Annotated in this window: 17 protein-coding genes and 1 riboswitch; of the genes, 7 read left to right on the top strand and 10 right to left on the bottom strand. The window is 62.6% G+C overall.

Annotated features, from left to right (window positions below):
* Positions 1–159 precede the first annotated feature (159 nt).
* Positions 160–852: a hypothetical protein gene (locus HMPREF9695_RS15180; RefSeq protein ID WP_024920393.1), complete on the top strand. Its 693-nt coding sequence runs from the start codon at positions 160–162 to the stop codon at positions 850–852.
* Positions 853–866: 14 nt separating this feature from the next.
* On the opposite strand, the gene thiC is transcribed toward HMPREF9695_RS15180, so the two are convergent.
* The 5 genes from thiC to HMPREF9695_RS15155 form a co-directional block, all read right to left on the bottom strand.
* Positions 867–2,798 carry a phosphomethylpyrimidine synthase ThiC gene (gene thiC / locus HMPREF9695_RS15175; protein WP_006021750.1) on the bottom strand — a complete coding sequence of 644 codons (1,932 nt, stop codon included), beginning with the start codon at positions 2,796–2,798 and terminating at the stop codon, positions 867–869.
* 23 nt (positions 2,799–2,821) lie between these two features.
* Entirely contained in the window at positions 2,822–3,430 is a 609-nt protein-coding gene (locus HMPREF9695_RS15170) for a thiamine phosphate synthase (RefSeq protein WP_006021749.1), read from the bottom strand.
* Positions 3,417–4,199 carry a thiazole synthase gene (locus HMPREF9695_RS15165; protein ID WP_006021748.1) on the bottom strand — a complete coding sequence of 261 codons (783 nt, stop codon included), beginning with the start codon at positions 4,197–4,199 and terminating at the stop codon, positions 3,417–3,419. Before HMPREF9695_RS15165 ends, HMPREF9695_RS15170 begins: the two co-directional genes overlap by 14 nt.
* Positions 4,200–4,370: 171 nt before the next feature.
* Positions 4,371–4,568 (bottom strand): sulfur carrier protein ThiS, encoded by a 198-nt coding sequence (gene thiS / locus HMPREF9695_RS15160; RefSeq protein ID WP_006021747.1) that lies wholly within the window; start codon positions 4,566–4,568, stop codon positions 4,371–4,373.
* The gene (locus tag HMPREF9695_RS15155; RefSeq protein ID WP_006021746.1) at positions 4,559–5,593 is read right to left on the bottom strand and encodes an FAD-dependent oxidoreductase; all 1,035 of its coding nucleotides are present in this window, start codon (positions 5,591–5,593) and stop codon (positions 4,559–4,561) included. Before HMPREF9695_RS15155 ends, thiS begins: the two co-directional genes overlap by 10 nt.
* A riboswitch (TPP riboswitch) is annotated at positions 5,582–5,691 on the bottom strand. It overlaps the preceding gene by 12 nt.
* Positions 5,692–5,945: 254 nt before the next feature.
* Here HMPREF9695_RS15155 and HMPREF9695_RS15150 point away from each other — a divergent pair.
* The 3 genes from HMPREF9695_RS15150 to HMPREF9695_RS15140 are packed head-to-tail and all read left to right on the top strand — an operon-like array spanning position 5,946 to position 10,401.
* The gene (locus HMPREF9695_RS15150; protein ID WP_006021745.1) at positions 5,946–7,442 is read left to right on the top strand and encodes a hypothetical protein; all 1,497 of its coding nucleotides are present in this window, start codon (positions 5,946–5,948) and stop codon (positions 7,440–7,442) included.
* A complete protein-coding gene (locus tag HMPREF9695_RS15145; protein WP_006021744.1) occupies positions 7,439–8,932 on the top strand; it encodes a hypothetical protein in 1,494 nt (497 codons plus the stop codon). The genes HMPREF9695_RS15150 and HMPREF9695_RS15145 overlap by 4 nt, the downstream gene beginning before the upstream one ends.
* A complete protein-coding gene (locus HMPREF9695_RS15140) occupies positions 8,929–10,401 on the top strand; it encodes a hypothetical protein (protein WP_006021743.1) in 1,473 nt (490 codons plus the stop codon). The genes HMPREF9695_RS15145 and HMPREF9695_RS15140 overlap by 4 nt, the downstream gene beginning before the upstream one ends.
* Positions 10,402–10,419: 18 nt before the next feature.
* On the opposite strand, the gene HMPREF9695_RS15135 is transcribed toward HMPREF9695_RS15140, so the two are convergent.
* From HMPREF9695_RS15135 to HMPREF9695_RS15120, 4 genes are all read right to left on the bottom strand, one after another.
* Entirely contained in the window at positions 10,420–10,920 is a 501-nt protein-coding gene (locus HMPREF9695_RS15135; protein ID WP_006021742.1) for a transglycosylase SLT domain-containing protein, read from the bottom strand.
* Between the two features lie 235 nt (positions 10,921–11,155).
* Entirely contained in the window at positions 11,156–12,712 is a 1,557-nt protein-coding gene (locus HMPREF9695_RS15130; RefSeq protein ID WP_006021741.1) for a DUF4403 family protein, read from the bottom strand.
* Positions 12,713–12,797: 85 nt separating this feature from the next.
* Complete coding sequence (locus HMPREF9695_RS15125) at positions 12,798–14,327, bottom strand: FecR family protein (protein ID WP_245258780.1); 1,530 nt, start codon at positions 14,325–14,327, stop codon at positions 12,798–12,800.
* 155 nt (positions 14,328–14,482) lie between these two features.
* Positions 14,483–15,526, bottom strand: a complete 1,044-nt coding sequence (locus HMPREF9695_RS15120; protein ID WP_006021739.1) for an MBL fold metallo-hydrolase — start codon at positions 15,524–15,526, stop codon at positions 14,483–14,485.
* Between the two features lie 344 nt (positions 15,527–15,870).
* On the opposite strand from HMPREF9695_RS15120, the gene HMPREF9695_RS15115 reads away from it, so the two are divergent.
* Positions 15,871–17,112 carry an extensin-like domain-containing protein gene (locus HMPREF9695_RS15115; RefSeq protein WP_006021738.1) on the top strand — a complete coding sequence of 414 codons (1,242 nt, stop codon included), beginning with the start codon at positions 15,871–15,873 and terminating at the stop codon, positions 17,110–17,112.
* Between the two features lie 3 nt (positions 17,113–17,115).
* On the opposite strand, the gene HMPREF9695_RS15110 is transcribed toward HMPREF9695_RS15115, so the two are convergent.
* Positions 17,116–17,757: a TetR/AcrR family transcriptional regulator gene (locus HMPREF9695_RS15110; protein ID WP_041712525.1), complete on the bottom strand. Its 642-nt coding sequence runs from the start codon at positions 17,755–17,757 to the stop codon at positions 17,116–17,118.
* A gap of 194 nt (positions 17,758–17,951) precedes the next feature.
* Here HMPREF9695_RS15110 and HMPREF9695_RS15105 point away from each other — a divergent pair, with 194 nt between their 5' ends.
* Together HMPREF9695_RS15105 and HMPREF9695_RS15100 are read left to right on the top strand one after the other, a co-directional pair.
* The gene (locus tag HMPREF9695_RS15105; RefSeq protein WP_006021736.1) at positions 17,952–19,205 is read left to right on the top strand and encodes an HlyD family secretion protein; all 1,254 of its coding nucleotides are present in this window, start codon (positions 17,952–17,954) and stop codon (positions 19,203–19,205) included.
* 40 nt (positions 19,206–19,245) lie between these two features.
* Positions 19,246–20,838: a DHA2 family efflux MFS transporter permease subunit gene (locus HMPREF9695_RS15100; RefSeq protein ID WP_006021735.1), complete on the top strand. Its 1,593-nt coding sequence runs from the start codon at positions 19,246–19,248 to the stop codon at positions 20,836–20,838.
* Positions 20,839–20,855: the final 17 nt, after the last annotated feature.

Genomic DNA, 20,855 nt, shown 5'->3' with positions numbered 1-20,855 from the left:
AGGATTCGTAGCCCGCATGAAGCGAAGCGGAATGCGGGACAAGCGGGCCTGAATCGAACTCCGGATTGCGCTATGCTCCATCTGGGCTACGCTTGCTAAGAGGCAACAGTGGACAAAGCGGACACAAACTCGATCCTGCGAAGGTTAGTGAAGATTCTCATGAGTGTGCGTTTTTGGTTCGTGTTGAACTCACTCGCGCTGCTTTTGCTATTGATTGTCGATTTTGGGTTTATGGCCGCTCTGAAAAAATCAGAGTGGTGGCCTGATTTATTCAGCGTTCTCACGAATCTTCTAACTGGTGGGATCATTTCCTTTTTGTTCTATTTTCTGGTCGTGGTGGTCCCAGAAAGACGCAGAAGATCTGTCATCAAAACAAATTTGGCAAAAATGTATCGCCGTGTAAAATTGGATATTCTTTGGCAGATTGTTTTTGCAAGCATAAAAGGTGGTCGTCATGATCTTTCTACAAGCCTAGACGAGGTTGAAAGATTATTGGACGTTAACGCGTTTAAGGCGGCATTCGAGCACGGTCGAGAATCAAATGACGGATTCTATGCCTTTGAAAATCAAATGGACGATAAGACGAGCGAATTTCTTGAGATCATTTTAAATTTAGAAATTCTCGCCAAGCAGATCGAATACGTTCTTTCTCACTATGCTATTGATAATCAAAATATCTTCGATTTTTTTAAGCGTCTCGAGGCGTTTCTAATAAAGATGCGGCATCTTCAGCCTGGATATGACGAATCCAAAGCTCTTTGCAGGTTTATTTGGGAGATATTTGCTGGATTCGACTTTGTCGACGGCTATCGAGGCTATGATGTCGTGGAGAAAATGATCCACGACATCTAAGGCGATAATGTTTATCACAACACCTTGTTGCTCTCTTTCGCGGCGCCCGCCTCGCCATAGACCTGTCCGCCCATCTTGACGAACTTCTCGCTCATCTGCGCCATGCCGTCGGCGATCACGCCGGAGATGGACATGCCGACGCCGGGGAGCTTGCCGTCGAGATTGAGCGCGGCCTTCTCGTTGTCGCCGAGGGTTGCCGCGTAGTCGCGCACGTCCTGCGTGATCTTCATCGAGCAGAATTTCGGCCCGCACATCGAGCAGAAATGCGCCACCTTGTGGGCTTCCTTCGGCAGCGTCTCGTCGTGATAGCTGCGCGCGGTGTCGGGATCGAGGCCGAGGTTGAACTGGTCCTCCCAGCGGAAGTCGAAGCGCGCGCGCGACAGAGCGTCGTCGCGGAGCTGCGCCGCCGGATGACCCTTGGCGAGATCGGAGGCGTGTGCCGCGATCTTGTAGGTGATGACGCCGACCTTGACGTCGTCGCGGTTGGGCAGGCCGAGATGCTCCTTCGGCGTGACGTAGCAGAGCATCGCGCAGCCGAACCAGCCGATCATGGCTGCCCCGATGCCCGACGTGATGTGGTCGTAGCCCGGTGCAATGTCGGTGGTCAGCGGCCCGAGCGTATAGAACGGGGCTTCGCCGCACTCCTTGAGCTGCTTGTCCATGTTGATCTTGATCTTGTGCATCGGCACATGGCCGGGGCCTTCGATCATCACCTGGCAGCCCTTGTCCCACGCGATCTTGGTCAGCTCGCCCAGCGTCTCGAGTTCGGCGAACTGCGCGCGGTCATTGGCGTCCGCGATCGAGCCGGGGCGCAGGCCGTCGCCAAGCGAGAACGAGACGTCATACTTGCGCATGAGGTCGCAGATTTCCTCGAAGTGGGTATAGAGGAAGCTCTCCTTGTGATGGGCGAGGCACCACTTTGCCATGATCGAGCCGCCGCGCGAGACGATGCCGGTGACGCGGTTGGCGGTGAGATGGATGTAGGGCAGGCGCACGCCGGCATGGATGGTGAAATAATCCACGCCCTGTTCGCACTGTTCGATCAACGTGTCCTTGTACAGCTCCCAGGTCAGCTTGACCGGATCGCCGTCGCACTTCTCCAGTGCCTGATAGATCGGCACGGTGCCGATCGGAATCGGTGCGTTGCGCAGAATCCATTCGCGGGTGGTGTGGATGTTGCGGCCGGTGGAGAGGTCCATCACGGTGTCCGCGCCCCAGCGGATCGCCCACACCATCTTGTCGACTTCTTCCTCGACCGATGACGTCACGGCGGAGTTGCCGATGTTGGCGTTGATCTTGGTCAGGAAGTTGCGGCCGATAATCATCGGCTCGAGTTCGGCGTGGTTGATGTTGCAGGGGATGATCGCGCGGCCGCGCGCGATCTCGCTGCGGACGAATTCCGGCGTGATGAACGCGGGAATTTCGGCGCCGAACGACTCGCCGTCCTTCAGGGCGGCTTCCGCGCGCTCCAGTTGCTGCTTGCGGCCGAGGTTCTCGCGTGCCGCGACGTAGATCATTTCCTTGGTGATGATGCCCTTGCGGGCGAACTCAAGCTGCGTGATCGGCGCATCGCCGACGCCGCGGATCGGCTTGTGGTGCGCCTTGAAGGCCGCGGCAGCATGGGACGCGCCGACATTGCCGTTGTCTTCCGGCTTGATCTGGCGGCCTTCATATTCCTCGACGCCGCCGCGTTCCTTCACCCATGCAAGGCGATGGCGCGCCAGACCGGCGTTGACGTCGATGATGACGTTCGGGTCGGTGTAGGGGCCGGAGGTGTCGTATACGGGCAGATTGGGCTCACCCGCGCCCTCGGACAGAATGATCTCGCGCAGGGGGACGCGCAGGTCCGCCGCCTCGTCGGGCGTCACGTAGATCTTGCGCGACGACGTCAGGCCGCCGGTGGTGACGGCGGGCTTGATGTCGGCCGTGTTGATTTGTTTGTTCATGGCGTCCTCCTTTGAAGGATGTCTCAGGCAGCTTCTGGATAATCGGTGAGCCAGGCGCGCACGCGCGCGTCCGGATCGGCGTTCTGGGTGACGTCGCTGACGACGGCGATGGAGTTCGCGCCAGCGGCAAAAATCATTTCGGCCTGTTCGAGCTTGATACCGCCGATCGCGACCAGCGGAATGTCGCCGATATCGAGCTTCCACGCGGTGATGCGCTCGACGCCCTGCGGCGCGAAGCGCATCGCCTTCAGGGTGGTCGGAAAGATCGGGCCGAGCGCGATGTAGTCCGGCTTTTGCCGGAGCGCGTTGTCGAGTTCGTCTTCATCGTGCGTGGAAATGCCGAGCGTCAGGCCGGCACGGCGGATCGCAGGAACGTCGGCCTCCGCGAGGTCTTCCTGGCCGAGATGCACATGCTGCGCGCCCGCGTCGATCGCCGCGCGCCAGTAGTCGTTCACCACAAGCCTGGTCGGCGTGCCTTTGGTGACGGCGAGGGCTTCTTTCACAATGGCGAGCGCCGCCGCGTCGTCAAGATCCTTCGCGCGCAACTGAATGGTGCCGGCGCCAAGCTTTGTCAGCCGCGCGACCCACGCGACGCTATCGACCACGGGATAGAAACGATCAGGATACGGCATGCCAGAATGGTGTCCCAACGACAGGGGTTGACGGAGAAGCGAAATCGCGCGCGCCCATCAGGCCCGCTTGGTATCCGGCGCGGCCGGCTTCGGCGGCGAGACGGAAGGCGTTGCCCATGGCGACCGGATCGTCGGCCTTGGCGATGGCGGTGTTGAGCAGCACGGCGTCATAGCCGAGTTCGAAAGCCTCAGCGGCGTGGGACGGCGCGCCGATGCCGGCGTCGACCACGAGCGTGATGTCGGGGAAACGGGCGCGCAGCAGCTTCAGCGCATCGCGGTTGGTGATGCCGCGTGCGCTGCCGATCGGAGAGGCCCACGGCATCACAACCTTGCATCCGGCATCGACCAGGCGCGAGGCGACACTCAAATCCTCGGTGCAGTAGGGGAACACTTCGAAGCCGTCCTTGATCAGGATTTGTGCGGCTTCGACAAGGCCCACGACGTCGGGCTGCAGCGTCTCGTCATCGGCGATCACTTCCAGCTTGATCCATGGCGTGTTGAACAGTTCGCGCGCAAGTTTCGCCGTGGTCACGGCTTCGCGCACGCTCTTGCAGCCGGCGGTGTTCGGCAGCACGGTGACTTTCAGCTCGCGGATCAGCGACCAGAACTGATCGCCGGTCTTGCCGCCTGCGGTTTCGCGGCGCACCGACACAGTGACGATCTCGCTGCCGGCGGCGCGGATCGCGTCCTGCATGATCTTCGGCGAGGGATAGAGCGCGCTGCCGATCAGCAGGCGCGAGGAGAATTCGCGGTCGTAGAATTTCAGCATGGGGCGTGCCTCGCGCGACTCCCTCCCCCCTTGCGGGGGAGGGTTGGGGAGGGGGGTGAGCTGCAAGGACGGTGGTTGTGATACCCCCACCCCCGACCCCCCCTCCCCACAAGGGGGAGGGGAGCGGATGGTGCGAGCCTTCGCGGAGACAACATGGAGAGATTTTTCATTTCATCCCCCCTGCCGTGGCGTGAGGATTTCCACTGAATCATTGTCGTTGAGCGCCGTCTCGGCCCAGCGCGCGCGCGGCACCACGTCGTAGTTCACCGCGACGGCCAGATGCGTGCCTTCATATTCAAGTTCAGCCAGCAGCGCGTCGACGCGCGTAGCCTTGGTCTCGACCCGTTCGCCGTTGACGATCAGGAACATTGCATCACCTCGTTGTCGATGGCGCCGCGCTCGACATAGGCGAGCGTCAGTTCGGCAAGGGCAGGCGCCAGCAGGAAGCCGTGGCGATAAAGCCCGTTGACGGAAATGCGCTTCGCGTCGATCGCGATGCGCGGCAGGTTGTCAGGGAAAGCCGGGCGCAGGCCCGCGCCGATCTCGACGATCCGCGCCTCGGCGAAGGCCGGATGCACCGCATAGGCCGCTGTCAGCAGTTCCAGCGCGGAGCGCACGCTGACGCCGGTGTCTTCGGCTTCGACAGTGGTTGCGCCGATCATGAAGCGGTTGCCGTCGCGCGGAATGATGTAGAGCGGCCAGCGCGGATGTATCAGCCGAACCGGGCGCGACAGTTGCACCTCCGGCGTCTCGATGATCACCATCTCGCCCTTGACGCCGCGCAGATCGCGCGTGCCAGATTCTCGTGCTGCAAGTCCGCGGCAATCGATCACGATGCCGTTTTTGATTTCTTGGGCGATCTTGTCGGGCTCGCAGTCGCTCTGGAATTTGATCGCGGCGCCCGCTTCGGCAAGTTGCTTATGCAGCTTCGGCAATACGGCGCGCGGCTCGACATGGCCTTCGCCGGCAAAGAACAGCGCTTCGCGAAAGCGGCCGTCGAGCGACGGCTCGAGTTCTGCAATGCCGGATGCATCGAGACGTTCATGATCGGTGGTGAGCTTGGCGAAGCGCTCAAAGTCCGTGCGGTCGCGCGGATGCGACACCACGAGCGAACCATGGAACGGCGTCTCGGGAAGCTGTTCGCGCCACAGATCGAGCGAGCGGATGCCGAGGCGGGTGATGACCGGTTCGGAGGCTTCGCGCTCGCACCATGGCGCCAGCATGCCGCCGGCCCAGTGGCTGGTCGCCTGCGTCATTTCGGCGTCACCGCGCTCGTGCAGAGTGACGTCATAACCCGCGCGCGCGAACAGCAATGCCTGCCATGACCCGGCAATGCCCGCACCGATAATGTTGACGGAAGATTCCCCTCGCGGAGATGTGGCTTTCTGTAACATCCCTGTCCCTTCGCCGGCATGACCCGGATCAGGTTCAAAGGGTCACCGCGCATCACGCGGTATCTCAGCTCCACGCCGGAGCCCCCCTCGGAACATCAATACGATAGACCCGATGATCCGGGGTTTCAATGGCCGGAGCCCCGACGTGGCATGGCTTTTCCGCATCGTGGGAACGCGTTTGCGCATTTCGCATCGCAAAGATTGACGCAGAACGCCGCGGGTAAGGGTTCGTTGACCTTGCCGGGGCGCGATTTGAGGCCGTTCCACGCCGGTTTCCGGGGCCCGAGTTTACCCGGAATTATGCCGCCGGTGGTTAGGTCGCGGAAACAGGTTCCGCACTTCAGGATCAATAATGAGCATCGCCAGTCTCGATCACATCGGGCACAAGCCAGGCACGGCCGGGAAAACCCTCGGGCAGGTGCCGGCATGGCTGTGGTTCGGTGCCGGGCTGTTTCTGTTGTTCGTGATCGGCGGCAATCGCGCGCTGCAGGATGCAGACACCTACTGGCAGATCGTGGTCGGGCAATCGATCATCGATCATCGTGCGCTGCCGCAGACCGACGTCTATTCGTTCACGCGATTTGGCGCGCCGTGGATGTCGTCGTCCTGGCTGGCGCAGGTTCTCTATGCCGCCTCATACGCGATGGCCGGCTGGGCCGGGCCTGTGATCCTTGCCGCGCTCGGAACGGCGGCGGCATTCGCGCTGCTGGTCTATATCCTGTGCCGGTACTTTTCGGCGGCGCATGCGATCATCGTGGCGATGGCCGCGGTGCTGATGTCCGCGCATCATTTCGTGGCGCGCCCGCATCTGCTGGCGCTACCGGTGATGGTGGGGTGGGTTTACGGTCTGGTGAAGGCCAGCGATGCGCGCAGGGCGCCGTCACTCTCGCTGCTGCCGCTCATTATACTGTGGGCGAACCTGCACGGCGGCTTCGTGCTCGGGCTGGCGCTGATCGCGCCGTTTGCGCTCGATGCGCTGTGGAATGCGGAGGCGTCGCAACGAGTCTCGCTGGCATTGCGATGGATGGCATTCGGCATCTGTGCGCTGGTTGCAAGCTGGATCACGCCTTACGGATGGAACTCGCTGCTGGCGGCGCGCCAGATCCTCGATCTCGGCGATGCGATGCCGCTGATCGCCGAATGGCAGCCTGCGGATTTCAGCAGTCTCGGTGTGTTCGAGATTTGTCTGCTGGCGGCGGTGGCCGCGGCGCTCTGGCGCGGCATCGTGCTGTCGCCGCCGCGCATTCTGCTGGTGCTCGGCTTGCTGCACATGGCACTCTCGCACAACCGCAATATCGAAGTGTTCGCGCTGCTGACCCCGCTGGTGGTTGCGGGTCCGCTCGCTGCGCAGCTCGGAAGAGCTGAAGCCGTTGCGCGGACGAGAAGCTGGATCGGCGTTGTCGCTGTTGTTCTCGGTGTCGTGGTGGCGACCACGGCCTTTGCCGTGAGCCACGCCTTTTCACCGATGGCTGCACAGACACCGGCTGCCGCGGTCGATGTGCTGAAGGCCCGCAAGGCATCGCGAATTCTCCACAACGCCGGCTTCGGCGGCTATCTCATCACGCAGGGCATTCCGACCTTCTTCGACGGACGCGGCGAACTTTATGGCGCGGCGTTCCTCGTCAAGACATTCGATGCGCTCGCGCTCCGGGACGTCGACGGATTTCTCGGCCTGCTCGACAGTTACAAGATCGACGCGACGCTGCTGACGCCGGACACGCCTGCGGCCGGACTTCTCGACCGGCTCGACAGCTGGCAGCGCATCCACACCGACGGCATCGCCGTCGTCCACGTGCGCAAGCCCGGCGCGGCCAATCCAGCAGTCAAACCGGAAGGCGCTGCGCGATGACCGCACAGGCAATCGACGCAGCACCGGTGGAGCGCTGCACCCTGCCGCTGTGGGTCGGCCTTATCGTCTATGCCGTGCTGCTGAGCACCGGCAACCGGCTGCTGATCGATCCAGATACATTCTGGCAGGTCGCGGTCGGACAGTGGATGGTCGATCATCGCGCCGTGCCGGTGACCGATGTGTATTCGTTCACGATGCAGGGTCAGCCCTGGATGTCGACGCAGTGGCTGGCGCAGGTCATCTTCAGCCAGGTCCATGGATGGTTCGGCTGGGCGGGGCTTGTCGTGCTGACGGCGCTGGCGATCGCCGTGACGTACATGCTGCTGACGCGGTTCCTGGTCCGCTATTTCGGCGACACGCCGGTGATGATCCTGCTTCCGGTATCGTTCCTCATCGGACTGCCGCATTTCTACGCGCGGCCGCATGCGCTGGCGCTGCCGGTGATGGTGGCGTGGGTTGCGGCATTGCTGTCGGCGGCTGAGCGGCGGCAAGCGCCGCCGTTCGTCTTGGTCCTGCTGATGACGCTGTGGGCGAACCTGCACGGCGGTTTCGTTCTCGGTCTGATGCTGATTGGTCCGATCGCGCTGGATGCGGTGCTGAACGCCGAAGCGCCGGCGCGGCTGCGGCTGTTGCTGCGCTGGTTTGTGTTCGGTCTGGTTGCGCTCGCAGCGAGCTGCCTCACGCCCTACGGCTGGAATTCGCTGCTGGCGGCGCGCGCCATTCTCAATCTCGGCGAAGCGCTGACCCTGATCCGCGAATGGGCGCCGGCCGATTTCAGTTTCCTCGGTCCGCTGGAGGCCGGGGCGCTGCTGATTATTGTGCTTGCGTTCCTCAAGGGCGTGAAGCTGCCCTTGATGCGCACCGTGCTGTTCGTCGGTTTGCTGTACATGGCCCTGGCCCACATCCGCAATGCGGACGTCTTTGCCCTGCTGGGGCCGATGGTGGTCGCGGCGCCGCTCGCCGCGCAATTCGGCGGGCGAAACGGCGAGGCGGGCCTGACCTTTCCACAGCCTCAGGGCATCGCGGCAGCACTGACCGTTGTCCTGATGGCCGGCATGACCATGGCGGCGCTTGCCATGGGCCAGTATCGCCCGGCGGAAAACATGTCACCGGCCGCGGCGGTGCTGACACTGAAACAGCATCAGGCGAAGCGGGTGTTCAACGATTACGACTTCGGCGGCTACCTGATCTCGCAGGGTGTCGCGCCCTATATCGACGGACGCACGGAATTGTACGGCGAGAAATTCGTGGTCGAGCACAGCGCGGCGAGGGGCCTGCGCAATCCGGCAAGCTTCTTCGACCTGCTGGAGCGATACAAGATCGACGCGACGCTGCTGCGCAAAAAGACGCCGGGCGCGCAACTGCTCGATCAGATCGACGGCTGGCGCAGGGTCTTCGCCGACGACGATGTCGTCGTTCATGTCCGCGACGCGAATGCGCGTCATACCGTCCAGCCCAACGTCAAACCGCCTGAAGGCGCCGCGCGATGACGGCGCAGGCCAGCGATGCTCCGGCAAGGTGGTTGTCGTTGCCGCTGGTGACGGGCGTCTGCGTCTACGGGGGACTGCTTGCGCTCGGCAACCGGATGTTGGCGGATCCCGACACGTTCTGGCAGATCAAGGTCGGCCAGTGGATTCTCGATAGCGCCGCCGTTCCGCAAGCCGACATCTTTTCCTTCACGATGCAGGGCCAGCCGTGGATCTCGACGCAGTGGCTCGCGCAGGCCTGTTACGCACTCGCTTTCTCGGTCGCGGGCTGGGCCGGGCCGGTCATCCTGACCGCCGCGTCGATCGCGGCGGCATTTGCACTGCTCGCGCGGTTTCTCGAACGGCGTCTGGATACGTTCGTCGTGCTCATTCTTCTGCTGGCAGCGCTCGCGATAGCGTCGCCGCATTTTCTGGTGCGGCCGCACGCGCTCGCCATGCCGGTGATGGTGGCCTGGGTCATGGGCTTGATCGCGACGGCTGACCGCGGCGGTGTGCCGTCGTTCTGGCTGCTGCCGCTCATGACCCTTTGGGCAAACCTTCACGGCAGTTTTGTCTTCGGCCTCGTGCTGATCGGGGCGATCGCACTCGACGCGATGATGAGGGTGGAGCGGCCTGCGCGCGTGCAGTTGTTGCTGCGCTGGTTCGTGTTCAGTCTCGTCGCACTCGCGGCGAGCTGCATCACGCCCTATGGCTGGAATTCGCTGCTCGCGGCCCGCAACATTCTCAATCTCGGCGCTGCGCTGTCGATGATCACCGAATGGCGTCCCGCGGACTTCACGCGCTTCGGTGCTTTCGAGGGCGTTCTGCTGCTTGGGCTGGGAGCGATCCTGTTGAAGGGATTGAAGCTCCCCTTGATGCGGATCGTGCTCGCGCTCGGGCTGCTTCACATGGCGCTGGCGAGCGCGCGCAACGCCACCGTGCTGGCGTTGCTGCTGCCGATCGTGCTGGCTGCGCCGCTGGCGGCGCGTTTCGCCCAGCCGGCGATATTGCCGGCGAATGCCACACGGCTACGGTCGATGGTTGCAATCGCGGCGCTGGTGCCGGTTATCGCGATAACAGGATTTGCGATGGCGACCGGCCGATACGCGCCGCCGTCCGGCATTGCGCCGGCCGTTGCGGCATTGAAGGAGCGTGGCGTGTCGCGCGTGCTGAACGACTACGACTTCGGTGGCTATCTGATCTGGTCGGGAGTGCCCGTCGCGATCGACGGGCGAACCGAATTGTATGGCGAGCGCTTCATGGTGGATGTCGATCGCGCCATGACTCTGAAGAGACCCGATGCGCTGTTCGATATGCTCAAGTCATACCGCATAGACGCCACCCTGCTATGGCGGCGGACACCCGCCGCGCAACTGCTCGATCATGTCGACGGCTGGAAGAAAGTTTTCGCCGACGACAATGTCGTGGCGCATGTGCGCGATCCATCGGCGCGTCATCCGGCCGAGCCGGAGATAAAGCCGGCTTCAAACTGAAGCCGGCCTGCTTTCTTATCAGTGATGGTGGCGATGATGACGATGCCGCCGCGCGGGCAGCACCTGCGCGTTCGCGTCGAACAGCGTGATCGACGGTTCAGCCTGCGCCTGAACCTGCTGACGCGGCAGAAGGCCCTGACGTTTCGCCGCATAGTAATAGCCGCCTGCATAATAGGAGACCGCGCGGTTGTGATTGCCGCCCGCCGCCTGATACGCGCCGGCGAGATACTTCACGGCGTAGGTGAGGTTGGTGTCGGGATCGAGCAGGCCTTGCGCGGTGCCGGTGTAGCCAAGGCTGCGCGCGGTCGCGAGTTTGATCTGCATCATGCCGTAATTGCCCTTGCTGACGGCGCGCGGATTGTAGCGGCTCTCGCGCACGATCACGCGATGCACGAGTTCCGCGGGAACTCCGTTTGCGGCGGCGTGACTGGCGACCATCGACTCGTAGTTGGCGCGCTGTGCGCTGGCGGGATGAATCAGGATCATCGCCGCGGCTGCGGCGAGCAAGACTCGTTTCATGATGTAAATCCTCAGCAATGAATTCTTGGAGATGGGTTCAGCGCGGGCACTCTGTGCAGGCGCGACGACTGGCCCGGCTCAACGGCCATGGGCGCAAGCGGTTCCAATGCGGAGCAAATGTGGAGAGAACGTGTCGCGAGTGTTAACGCGGGAACTCACAGGAATTAACGCTCTGATATGAGCAGCTTGCAGCTATGCGAACATGCGGATGAGCTATGCGCCAGCGATTGCGCGTTCACTGCTGCAAATTCGGCAGCGATGTCACCGCGACACTGATTGAACCTTCCGCTTCCGCGATGATCCGCAGCGTGTTGGAATCGAATGCAATGCTGCCGAGGCGCACGCTCGACACCGATGCTTCGACACGAATGCCTTCATCGTTCTTGCGGAAATCCGAGACGATCGCCGAAATTTTCTGCTGCGCGTTCGCAGCGAATGTTTTCAGATCGATGGTGGCGCGCTGCTCGAGCGCGCGTTGCAGATAAGGGATCGCCGGGCGCGCAGCGGCCCCTAACAGGCCGAATGCAGAATCGGATTCGACCGCGAGTTCGAGATCGGTCAGCCGCAGGATCTGTTGCGCCTGATCCAGCACCGGGCGGCACCAAATGTGTATCGTGGCTTCGCCGCCGAGGCCTAACCAGCTCCTCTTCTCCCTGGCGTTGACGAGCAGCGAGATCAGGAGCCGCTGACCGGCGGCGGCAACGCTCGCGCTTTTCACCGTGACATCGACCGAGCCGCTGCCGTCTTCAGGAAACGTGCGCCCCTTCAACTGCGTCGCGACGATCTTGCTGACTTCAGTGAAGGGCAGATCGATCGGCACGCCGATGGCGATGCGGCCGCGATCCGGCGGCGGTACAATGTCGAGATTTGTCGGGAACGGGCAATCCGGCTTGGTCTCAGCGGGAAGCACGCGCGTCTCCGCCTGCAGGCCGAGCATGAAGTTCACCGAGTTGGGATCGATGCGCGGCTGGGCCGCCATCGCGCGCACCGGCCGCATCTCCAGCCAGAGCGTCGGCATTCCCACCGCCGCCGGAGGCAGCGGGATCGAACGGCAAAGTTTTGCCCATTCGCGCCGCGCATTCTGTTCGAGCGAGCGATCATTTCGCAGTCGCGCCTGTAACTGCGCCATCTGTTCGTTGACCGTCTTGTCGATCAGCGGCTTGACCTGTGCCGGCACCGCGACTTTCGCGCCTGCGATGGTGAGACTGCTTTCGCCGAGCGTCACCTGTGCGGTCAGCCTCGGATCGATCCGCCACTCCCGCAGGACTTCGGGCTTTGAGGTGATCGCGACATTGCCGTGGATCGCGGCATTCGCATTCAATTGTTTGATATTCACACTGCCGAGCTGCTTGACGGCGTTGCTGCCGAGCACGTTTCCAAGCGCATTGCCGAGCGCGGTGCCGCTTGCCGCCGACAGCGAGCCAAGCACGGTCAGCTTGCCGTCGAGCGGTGTCGACAGCGACAGCGCGTTCTGCACGCCGCTTGCGGCAATCGGCCCGCGCGTCACCGTCCAGTTGATGTCGGCATTCTGGAGAATCTGGCTGACGGGATTGTCCGCCTTGCCCCCGACATTGCGCGGCGCGGCGCGGTCGAGCCCGTCGCGGAGCGCGGCGATCGAGATGGAAATGGGGGTGAGGATTTCGGAATTGCGCGAGACCGGCGGGAGCGGCGGCAGCTTCGCCAGCACCGGCTTCTCAACTGTCGTCGGCCAGAACCTGTTCATCGCATAAAGACTGGCGGCGAACGATGCGACGAGCACCGCCAACCCGAGCAGGATGAATTTCAAGCGCATAGCGACTCCGGCAGCGTCATGACAACGATGCTACAGGCGGTGTCCGCGGCACGCCACCCCGCGTGAGGCAGCGGTATGGATCAACCTATCGGAGCAACTCTTTCGGCAGCTTGTCCTTCGGTGTGCCCGGCAGCTTTTTCTGCAAGGCAGGGACTGCGGGCTGGCCGGGACGCGGTACTGCTGATGGCACCTGCGGAATGCCGAGACGGTTCGGCACACCGAGCCGGTTGAGAATTCCCGCCGGACCTTGCATCGCCGGCGCACTCGGCACCGCGGATGGCCGCTGCAAACCGCCCGGCACGCCGGGTTGTGGTTGAAGCGCGGGCCGGTTCGCGAGGCCCGGCTGGCTCGGAAGCGCCGGCCTTGACCCCAACTGACCCGGTGCGCCGGGTGCTCTTTGCAGTCCGCCCCGGTTCGGCAAACCGGGGCGCCCCGGTTGGCCAGTGCCCGGCTGCAAATTGCCGCGCTGTCCCGACGGGTTTTGCAGGCCCGGCCGTCCCGGCTGGCCAGGTTGATTCAGGCCCGGACGATTTGGCTGGCCGGGCTGATTGCGCAGGCCTGGCTGGTTCGGCTGTCCCGGCCTGTTGTTCAGGCCGGGCTGGTTGATGCCGCCGCGTTGACCCGGCTGATTCAGGCCGGGGCGCTGGCCGGGCTGATTGAGTCCGCCGCGCTGCGGAGCGTTCGGATTGAAGCCGGGCCGTCCGAAGGCCGGCGGACGATTCGGATTTTGCAGACGGAAGTTGCGCTGCTCCATCACAACCCGCCGTCCGATGTCCTGCATATTGTGAACACGCTGCATGAAGCCGCGATCGCGCGCGATCATCTGCGTGGACATCACCATCGGCATCGCGGACATGCGCATGCCGAAGCCCGGCACCATCGTGCCGCGCACGGTGAAGCCGCTCGCAGCCTGGGTCAGCATGCCGAGCGGCGCGCCGTCGCGCGCCCTGACCTCGATGCGGCCGACCTTGCCGTCGGCGTCGGGATAAAGCTTGACCCCGACATTGCTGGCGTTGGCGGTCCCGGCCGTTGCGCCCTCGGGCACTTCGACAAGGCCTGTCGTGCCGCGAATGCCGAGCGTTGCGGTCGGCGTTTCGATCTTCATGTCGCCGGTCTTGGCAACCGCAGCAGCGACGAAGGCCATGGTGCCGCGCGTGACGTTGAGAAGCGCCGCGTTATCCTTGGACCCTTCCTGGTAGACGAAATTGTCCACGGCCACGCGCGAGCTTGCGGAGAGATTGAGCGTGGTGTCATCGCTGAACGTGACGCCGAGCGTCGAGTTCTTGCCGGTCTGAAGAACGTCGCCCTTGAAGATGTCGTCTTGCAGTTTCAGCGGACCGGTCATGCCGCCGCGCGTGACGGTTGCGGTGCCTTTGAGGATGGCGACATTGCCGGCGGGTTCGTCGCTGGCCTGTTGAGACGGATCTGCCGCAGGCTGATCGGCTGGAACGGACGGCGTTGTTTGCGCGGACGGTGCGGACGAATCCGCCGGCACCGGGGCGGGGTTCGCCGGCTGCGCGGGTGCGGCCTGTGCGAGCTGGATGATGTGTTCTGCATGGGCGGGCGCAAAGGCGAGGCCGCACAGCATCGATGCAACGAGCAGGGCAGAGCGCATCAACATATTCACCTGCTCGGGGAGCAATCTGAAAGGCCGCACAATGGCATCATTTTTGACAGCCCTCGCAGGGCGATGCAACGCCACGCGCTCTGACAGCCGGATTTTTCATTGCAATTGTGATGCGAAAGAGGTGGCGGTTCAAACCCCGCGCGTCATCGCTCGGGCGCGATCGTGCCGCCGGCGCGGCGCCAGGCCTCGATGCCGCCCTGGATATGGCGGGCGGTGGTAAGCCCGGCTTCCTGTGCAGCCTGCACGGCCATCGCGGATCGTTCGCCGAACGCGCAATAGAACAGCAACTGATTGCTGGTGGACGTGCCGAGCTGGTGAAGGACGCCGCCCGGTTTCACATTGTCTTCGAGAGCGGGGTAGGGCGCATGCAGCGAGCCCGGAATCACGCCGTGCTTCTCGCGCTCGCGCCGTTCGCGCAGATCGATAAGCACGACGTCGGATCGGCCGGCCAGATCCTTGGCTTGCGAGGCCGTCAGCGCCCAGCCGCGCCGCGCGACTTCGTCCTGCGCCAGACCCATATGCAGGTTGGCCGGCACCGCCACATCCATCATCTTCGGATTCGGCAGGTGCAGGCTGTTCATCAGGTCGACGTATTGATCGACCGACTTGACCTGCAGCCGCGGGTTACAGGCCTTTTCCTCGCCGATGGTCGAGACCGTGTCGCCCTTGTAGTCGTGCGCCGGAAAGATGAGCGTCTGGTCGGGCAGCTTCAGCAGCCGTCCGAAGATCGACTCGTATTGCGCGCGCGGGTCACCGTTCTGGAAATCGGTGCGTCCGGTGCCGCGAATGAGCAGCGTGTCGCCGGTGAAAACCCGATCGGGCAGGATGAAGCTGTAGGAATCATCGGTGTGGCCCGGCGTGTAGAGCACGTCGAGGCTAAGGCCCTCGATGTCGATCTTGTCGCCGTCGGAGACACGCATCGAAACGACATCGACGCCGCTCTGCTCGCCCATCACGGTGATGCAATGGGTCTTGTCTCGCAGCGCTCCGAGGCCGGTGATGTGATCGGCATGGATATGCGTATCGACCGCCTTGATCAGCTTGAGATCGAGGTCGTGCAGAAGCTGGATGTAGCGGTCGACCTTTTCCAGCACCGGATCAATGATCAGTGCTTCGCCGCCGCGGCGGCTCGCAAGAAGATAGGTGTAAGTGCTGGAAACGCTGTCGAAGAGCTGACGGAAAATCATGGAACCATGATTGCAGATTCCTGTGAGCGATCAAGGGTGGACCGCGTCACTCAATCTGATGATCCGCTTGGCGACAATATCTCTAGAACATGCCCAGCACGATCGCGCCGACCAGAATAAACGACGCATACGCTGCAACGACGCTCAGAGGTCCGACGATGGTCATGGGGAATCTCCCTTGGCTCAACGCTGGGTCATGTAACGCGGACGCTACCAAGACGTTCCCCCTTCAAAAAAGTCAGAGCTGCTGACGGATCATCGGCCGCGGCGCGCCAACATGGTTAAAAAACCTTGAATAACAATGCGTTGAAGAGTCTTTAATTATCTTCGGTGAACTTGCGCGGATGACGCGTGGAGTGAGTTGGTTCGTCGTCGGCTCCCTTGTCCTTGTTGCGCTGGCGGGTTGCGGCCGCGGTTTCATGACCGCCGAACGCGAACCTTGGCGGGCTGAGGCGGAGAAGGCATGCCTGAAATCCGGTGCGGTCAAGGAGACTGCCGATCTCGTCCGCATCGATCCGATTTCCGGCCCTGGCGCGTGCGGAGCTGAATTCCCGCTGAAAGTGGCGGCACTCGGCGAGCCGATGAGCAGCCTCGGTTACGCCGACGACCTGCGTCCGCCCGGAAGCATCGGCAATCAGCCGCGCTGGCCGGCATCGCAACCGCAGTCTCCGTCCTATCAGCCGTCTTATTCGTCGTCGCAGCCGCCATCATATCCATCATCATCTTATCCGTCGCAGCAGCCGTATCCGGCGGCGCGTTCGCCGTCGTATCCAGAGCAGGCCGGCGCGCCGATGCGGTTGAATGCGCCGGGAACAGAGCCGCCGGATGAGGAAGATCTGGCGGGAGCTCCTGACTCCGCGTCGCCGACCATCAGCCGCCCGCAAACCCGCGCGCCCTATGCCGCGCAGCCTTATCCTCCCGCGAGCCAGCCTTACACGCCGCCGCGTCTCGGCCCTTCGCAGGGCTCGCCGGTGAACGGGTTCGGCGCTGTTGCGGTGAAGCCAGCGGCAACGCTGGCGTGCCCGATCGTCTCGGCGCTCGACCGCTGGCTGGCGGACGCGGTTCAGCCTGCGGCGCAGCGCTGGTTCGGCTCGCCGGTCGCGGAGATCAAGCAGATTTCGGCCTACTCATGCCGCGGCATGAACGGCAATTCGCGCGCGCATATTTCGGAGCATGCGTTCGGCAACGCGCTCGATATTGCCGCATTCACGCTGGCGGACGGGCGGCGCATCTCGGTCAAGGATGGCTGGAAAGGTTTACCGGAAGAGCAGGGCTTCCTGCGCGATGTGCAGGCCGCCGCGTGCCAGCAGTTCAACACCGTGCTGGCGCCGGGATCGAACGTCTATCACTACGATCACATTCACGTCGATCTGATGCGCCGCGCCAGCGGACGCATCATCTGCCAGCCTGCGGCTGTGTCCGGCGAGGAAATCGCGGCGCGCGCGGCACCACGCGGCTATGCGCTGCGCGATGGCGGCGTCACCGGCTCGATCGGGCAGCGGGTGAAACGGATGTTCGCGCGCGGTCCGCTGTCGAAGGAAGACCAAGAGTCGATCGAAGACGAATCCCGGATCAGGGAGCGCTGAGCTTTAGCTCTTGCTGGAAGCGCGATAGCCGGCAAGGAAAACTCGCGTGGCACTGTCGACCACCGTTGCGATTTCCTTTTTTGTCGGGGCAGGCTTGACCTGAAAGACGTAAGGCTGAAACAGCGTCGCCTGGCACATCATCATGAACTGTGCACCAGCGAGATAGCAGTCGTCGATCGCAAGCTCCCCGGCTTTGACCCGCGCTGCAAGATAATCGCCGAGCAGGCGCATGGTGTGGGCGATAACATGATCATAGAAACGCCTGCCGACATCCGGCATCCGTTCCGCGATGGCCATCACGGTTCTGACCGCTGAACCGCCATCCGGGCGGCACACGATTTCCAGATAGGCGCGGCCGAATGCGCGCAGGCTGGTTTCGGCATCCTGCGCCGGGTCGAAGTTGAACGCCTTCTTGCCGTGCTCGAGACTTTCCTGTTCGACGATGGCCTCGAAAAGCCGGTTCTTGTCGGTGAAATAGACGTAGAGCGTGCCTTTGGAGACGCCAGCGGCGCGGGCGATCTCGTTCATGCTGGCGCCGTCGAAACCCAGATCCATAAAAACACGCCGTGCGCCATCCATGATCTGATGGCGCTTCGCGCTGTCGTCGTCGCCGGACGCGACCGTCAGGTGGCTCTGTGTAACCATTTGTTTAGTCTGTTTTTTCGTTCCGCTGTGGATCGCGCCGCCGGAAAGAATACGGGAACCCATAATACGGTATCCAAGTATCGCCTTAAAATACATTTGACCGAACCGTTCGGTCAATGATAATTTTGTCGCAGGTCGGGTTGCCGCTATCGGCGCCAGGCGTGTGTTTGAGTTTAGAATTTAAGGAAATAGTGATGGCTGTGCCTGCCCGAGACCAGGTCGCAAGGGTTGTCCACCCCAAGCCTGATGCATCTGACACCGATGCATCGCACGCCGTTCCGGCGGCGGAGATCGAGCAGCGTTCACGTCCTGCGGAACAGCCGGCTCCCGAAGCGCCGGTGGCGGATGGATCGGATGATGCCGTCGGGCAATCCGCCAAGCCGAATTCCAAAACCCGCAAGAGGGTTCTGGTTGGCGTCGGCGCGGTGGCTGCGCTTGCCGGCATCTATTTCGGCTACCACTACATGGTCATCGGCCGTTACATGGTGACCACCGACGACGCCTATGTGCGCGCCAACAACTCCACCATGGGCGCGAAGATCGCCGGGCACATTTCCAAGGTGATGGTGGGCGATAACGCGCGCGTCGGCGCGGGCAATGTCCTCTTTATGATCGACGACGGCGACTATCAACTGGCTGTCGAAAGCGCGCGCGCCAAGGTCGCGACGCAGGAAGCCACCATCGAGCGCATCGGCCGCCAGATCGCAGCCCAGCAGAGCCAGGTCGATCAGGCTAGGGCACAGCTCGTTTCGGCCGAGGCCGGGATCAAGCGCGCGCAGTCTGACTTTGAACGTCAGGAATCGCTGAGCACGAAGGGCTTCGCCTCCAAGGCGACTTTCGATGTGTCGCAGGCCGGTCGCGATCAGGCCGTTGCCGCGGTGCAGGCCGCGCGGGCCACGCTTGAAGCCGCGGAAACGCAGGTCGACGTCATCAAGTCGCAGAAGGCTGAAGCCGAAGGCCAGTTGCAGGAACTGCGCGCGGCGCTCGCGAAAGCCGTGCGCGATCTTTCGTTTACGGTGGTGCGTGCGCCGGTGGACGGAATTTTCTCCAACCGCATCGTCAGTGTAGGTGACTACGTGCAGCCCGGTCAGCGACTGGCCAATGTGGTGCCGATCGACGACGTCTATATCGATGCCAACTACAAGGAAACGCAGCTCGGCCGTCTGAAGCCCGGACAGCCGGTCTCGATCACTGTCGATGCGGTGTCGGGTCGCACCATCAACGGCGTTGTCGACAGCCTCGCGCCGGCCTCGGGCTCGGTGTTCACGCTGCTGCCGCCGGACAATGCCACCGGCAATTTCACCAAGGTGGTGCAGCGCGTGCCTGTCCGCATCCGCGTGCCGTTCTCGGTGGCGCGGGAAAACCTGCTGCGGCCCGGCATGTCGGTGATCACGACCGTAAACACCAAGCCAAACCCGGACCACGTCGATCCGATCGCGGCGCGATAATAGCACAAGGTCCCGCATCGCGGGCCTTTAGGACAACGTGATGTCGTCAAACACCGCATCGCCAACCATGGACGGCATTCCGGCGTCGCCGGCCGTTCCCGAGACGATCAGCACGCGGCGGCTGATCGCGTTCCTCATCATGGTGTTCGGGATGTTCATGTCGATTCTGGACATCCAGATCGTCTCGGCATCGCTATCCGACATTCAGGCTGGCCTTTCGGCAAGCTCCAGCGAAGTCTCCTGGGTCCAGACCGCATATCTGATCGCGGAAGTGATCGCGATCCCGCTTTCGGGTTTTCTGTCGCGCGCACTCGGCACGCGACTTCTTTTTGCGATCTCCGCTGCGGGTTTCACCGCGGCGAGCTTCATGTGCGGCCTGACATCGACCATCGAGCAGATGATCCTCTGGCGCGCGGTTCAGGGGTTTCTCGGTGCGGGCATGATTCCGACGGTGTTCGCGTCGGCCTACACGATCTTTCCCCGTTCCAAGATGCCGATGGTGACGCCGATCATCGGCCTTGTGGCGACGCTGGCGCCGACGGTCGGCCCGACGGTCGGCGGTTACATCACCGACGTGATGTCATGGCACTGGCTGTTCTTTATCAACATCGTTCCCGGCATCGGCATCACCATTGGTGTGTGGATGCTGGTCGATTTCGACAAGCCGAACTTCAAGCTGCTCGAGAAATTCGACTGGTGGGGGCTGGCATCGATGGCTGGTTTCCTCGGCGCGCTGGAATATGTGCTCGAGGAGGGTCCGCAATACGACTGGTTTCAGGACCCTTCGGTGTTCTGGCTGGGCATCGTCTGTGCGTTCTCGGCGTTCGTCTTCTTCTGGCGCGTGCTGAGGGTCAAGGAACCTATTGTCGATATCCGGGCCTTCACCGACCGGAATTTTGCACTTGGCAGCATGTTCTCGTTCTGCGTTGGCATCGGGCTGTACGGGCTCACCTACATCTATCCGCGTTATCTCGCGGAAGTGCGCGGCTACAGCGCCTTGATGATCGGCGAGACGATGTTCGTTTCCGGCATTGCAATGTTCGCCACCGCGCCGCTGGTCGGAAAGCTGATGACCAAGGTGGATCTGCGCTATCTGATCGCGGCGGGCCTCATCATCTTTGCCATCGGTTCCTGGCAGATGACCTGGATCACGCGCGATTACGATTTCTACGAATTGCTGTGGCCGCAGGTCTTCCGCGGTGTCGGCATGATGCTGGCGATGGTCCCGGTGAACAATATCGCGCTGGGTACGCTGCCGCCTGACCGCCTCAAGAACGCCTCCGGACTTTTCAACCTGACGCGCAACCTCGGCGGCGCGGTGGGTCTTGCGATCATCAACACGGTGCTCGATCACCGGACCGATCTGCATATTTCGCGGCTTCATGATCGCGTGACATGGGGCAACGCGATGGCGGTCGAGACGCTCAATATGCTGACGCAGAAATTCCAGGGCGCAGGCAATGCCTCGCTGATGGCGATGAAGCAGCTGTCGCAGATCGTGCACCGGCAGGCGGTGGTGATGAGCTTCGGCGACGCCTTCTTCATGCTGACGTGCTTCTATCTCGTGCTGAGCACGCTGGTCTTCTTTGTCCGCAAACCCAACGTGATGGGACCGCCGCCGGACGCGCATTGAAGATCGCCGGCAGCCGT

It is taken from the genome of Afipia broomeae ATCC 49717 (assembly GCF_000314675.2).
Lineage (GTDB): Bacteria > Pseudomonadota > Alphaproteobacteria > Rhizobiales > Xanthobacteraceae > Afipia > Afipia broomeae.
This window is presented reverse-complemented; position numbering and strand designations above follow the sequence as displayed.

Excerpts from the sequence above, each read along its gene's own strand:
- HMPREF9695_RS15180 (WP_024920393.1), top strand. The coding sequence starts at position 160 with ATGAGTGTGCGTTTTTGGTTCGTGTTGAACTCACTCGCGCTGCTTTTG.
- thiC (WP_006021750.1), bottom strand. The coding sequence starts at position 2,798 with ATGAACAAACAAATCAACACGGCCGACATCAAGCCCGCCGTCACCACC.
- HMPREF9695_RS15170 (WP_006021749.1), bottom strand. The coding sequence starts at position 3,430 with ATGCCGTATCCTGATCGTTTCTATCCCGTGGTCGATAGCGTCGCGTGG.
- HMPREF9695_RS15165 (WP_006021748.1), bottom strand. The coding sequence starts at position 4,199 with ATGCTGAAATTCTACGACCGCGAATTCTCCTCGCGCCTGCTGATCGGC.
- thiS (WP_006021747.1), bottom strand. The coding sequence starts at position 4,568 with ATGTTCCTGATCGTCAACGGCGAACGGGTCGAGACCAAGGCTACGCGC.
- HMPREF9695_RS15155 (WP_006021746.1), bottom strand. The coding sequence starts at position 5,593 with ATGTTACAGAAAGCCACATCTCCGCGAGGGGAATCTTCCGTCAACATT.
- HMPREF9695_RS15150 (WP_006021745.1), top strand. The coding sequence starts at position 5,946 with ATGAGCATCGCCAGTCTCGATCACATCGGGCACAAGCCAGGCACGGCC.
- HMPREF9695_RS15145 (WP_006021744.1), top strand. The coding sequence starts at position 7,439 with ATGACCGCACAGGCAATCGACGCAGCACCGGTGGAGCGCTGCACCCTG.
- HMPREF9695_RS15140 (WP_006021743.1), top strand. The coding sequence starts at position 8,929 with ATGACGGCGCAGGCCAGCGATGCTCCGGCAAGGTGGTTGTCGTTGCCG.
- HMPREF9695_RS15135 (WP_006021742.1), bottom strand. The coding sequence starts at position 10,920 with ATGAAACGAGTCTTGCTCGCCGCAGCCGCGGCGATGATCCTGATTCAT.
- HMPREF9695_RS15130 (WP_006021741.1), bottom strand. The coding sequence starts at position 12,712 with ATGCGCTTGAAATTCATCCTGCTCGGGTTGGCGGTGCTCGTCGCATCG.
- HMPREF9695_RS15125 (WP_245258780.1), bottom strand. The coding sequence starts at position 14,327 with ATGCGCTCTGCCCTGCTCGTTGCATCGATGCTGTGCGGCCTCGCCTTT.
- HMPREF9695_RS15120 (WP_006021739.1), bottom strand. The coding sequence starts at position 15,526 with ATGATTTTCCGTCAGCTCTTCGACAGCGTTTCCAGCACTTACACCTAT.
- HMPREF9695_RS15115 (WP_006021738.1), top strand. The coding sequence starts at position 15,871 with ATGACGCGTGGAGTGAGTTGGTTCGTCGTCGGCTCCCTTGTCCTTGTT.
- HMPREF9695_RS15110 (WP_041712525.1), bottom strand. The coding sequence starts at position 17,757 with ATGGTTACACAGAGCCACCTGACGGTCGCGTCCGGCGACGACGACAGC.
- HMPREF9695_RS15105 (WP_006021736.1), top strand. The coding sequence starts at position 17,952 with ATGGCTGTGCCTGCCCGAGACCAGGTCGCAAGGGTTGTCCACCCCAAG.
- HMPREF9695_RS15100 (WP_006021735.1), top strand. The coding sequence starts at position 19,246 with ATGTCGTCAAACACCGCATCGCCAACCATGGACGGCATTCCGGCGTCG.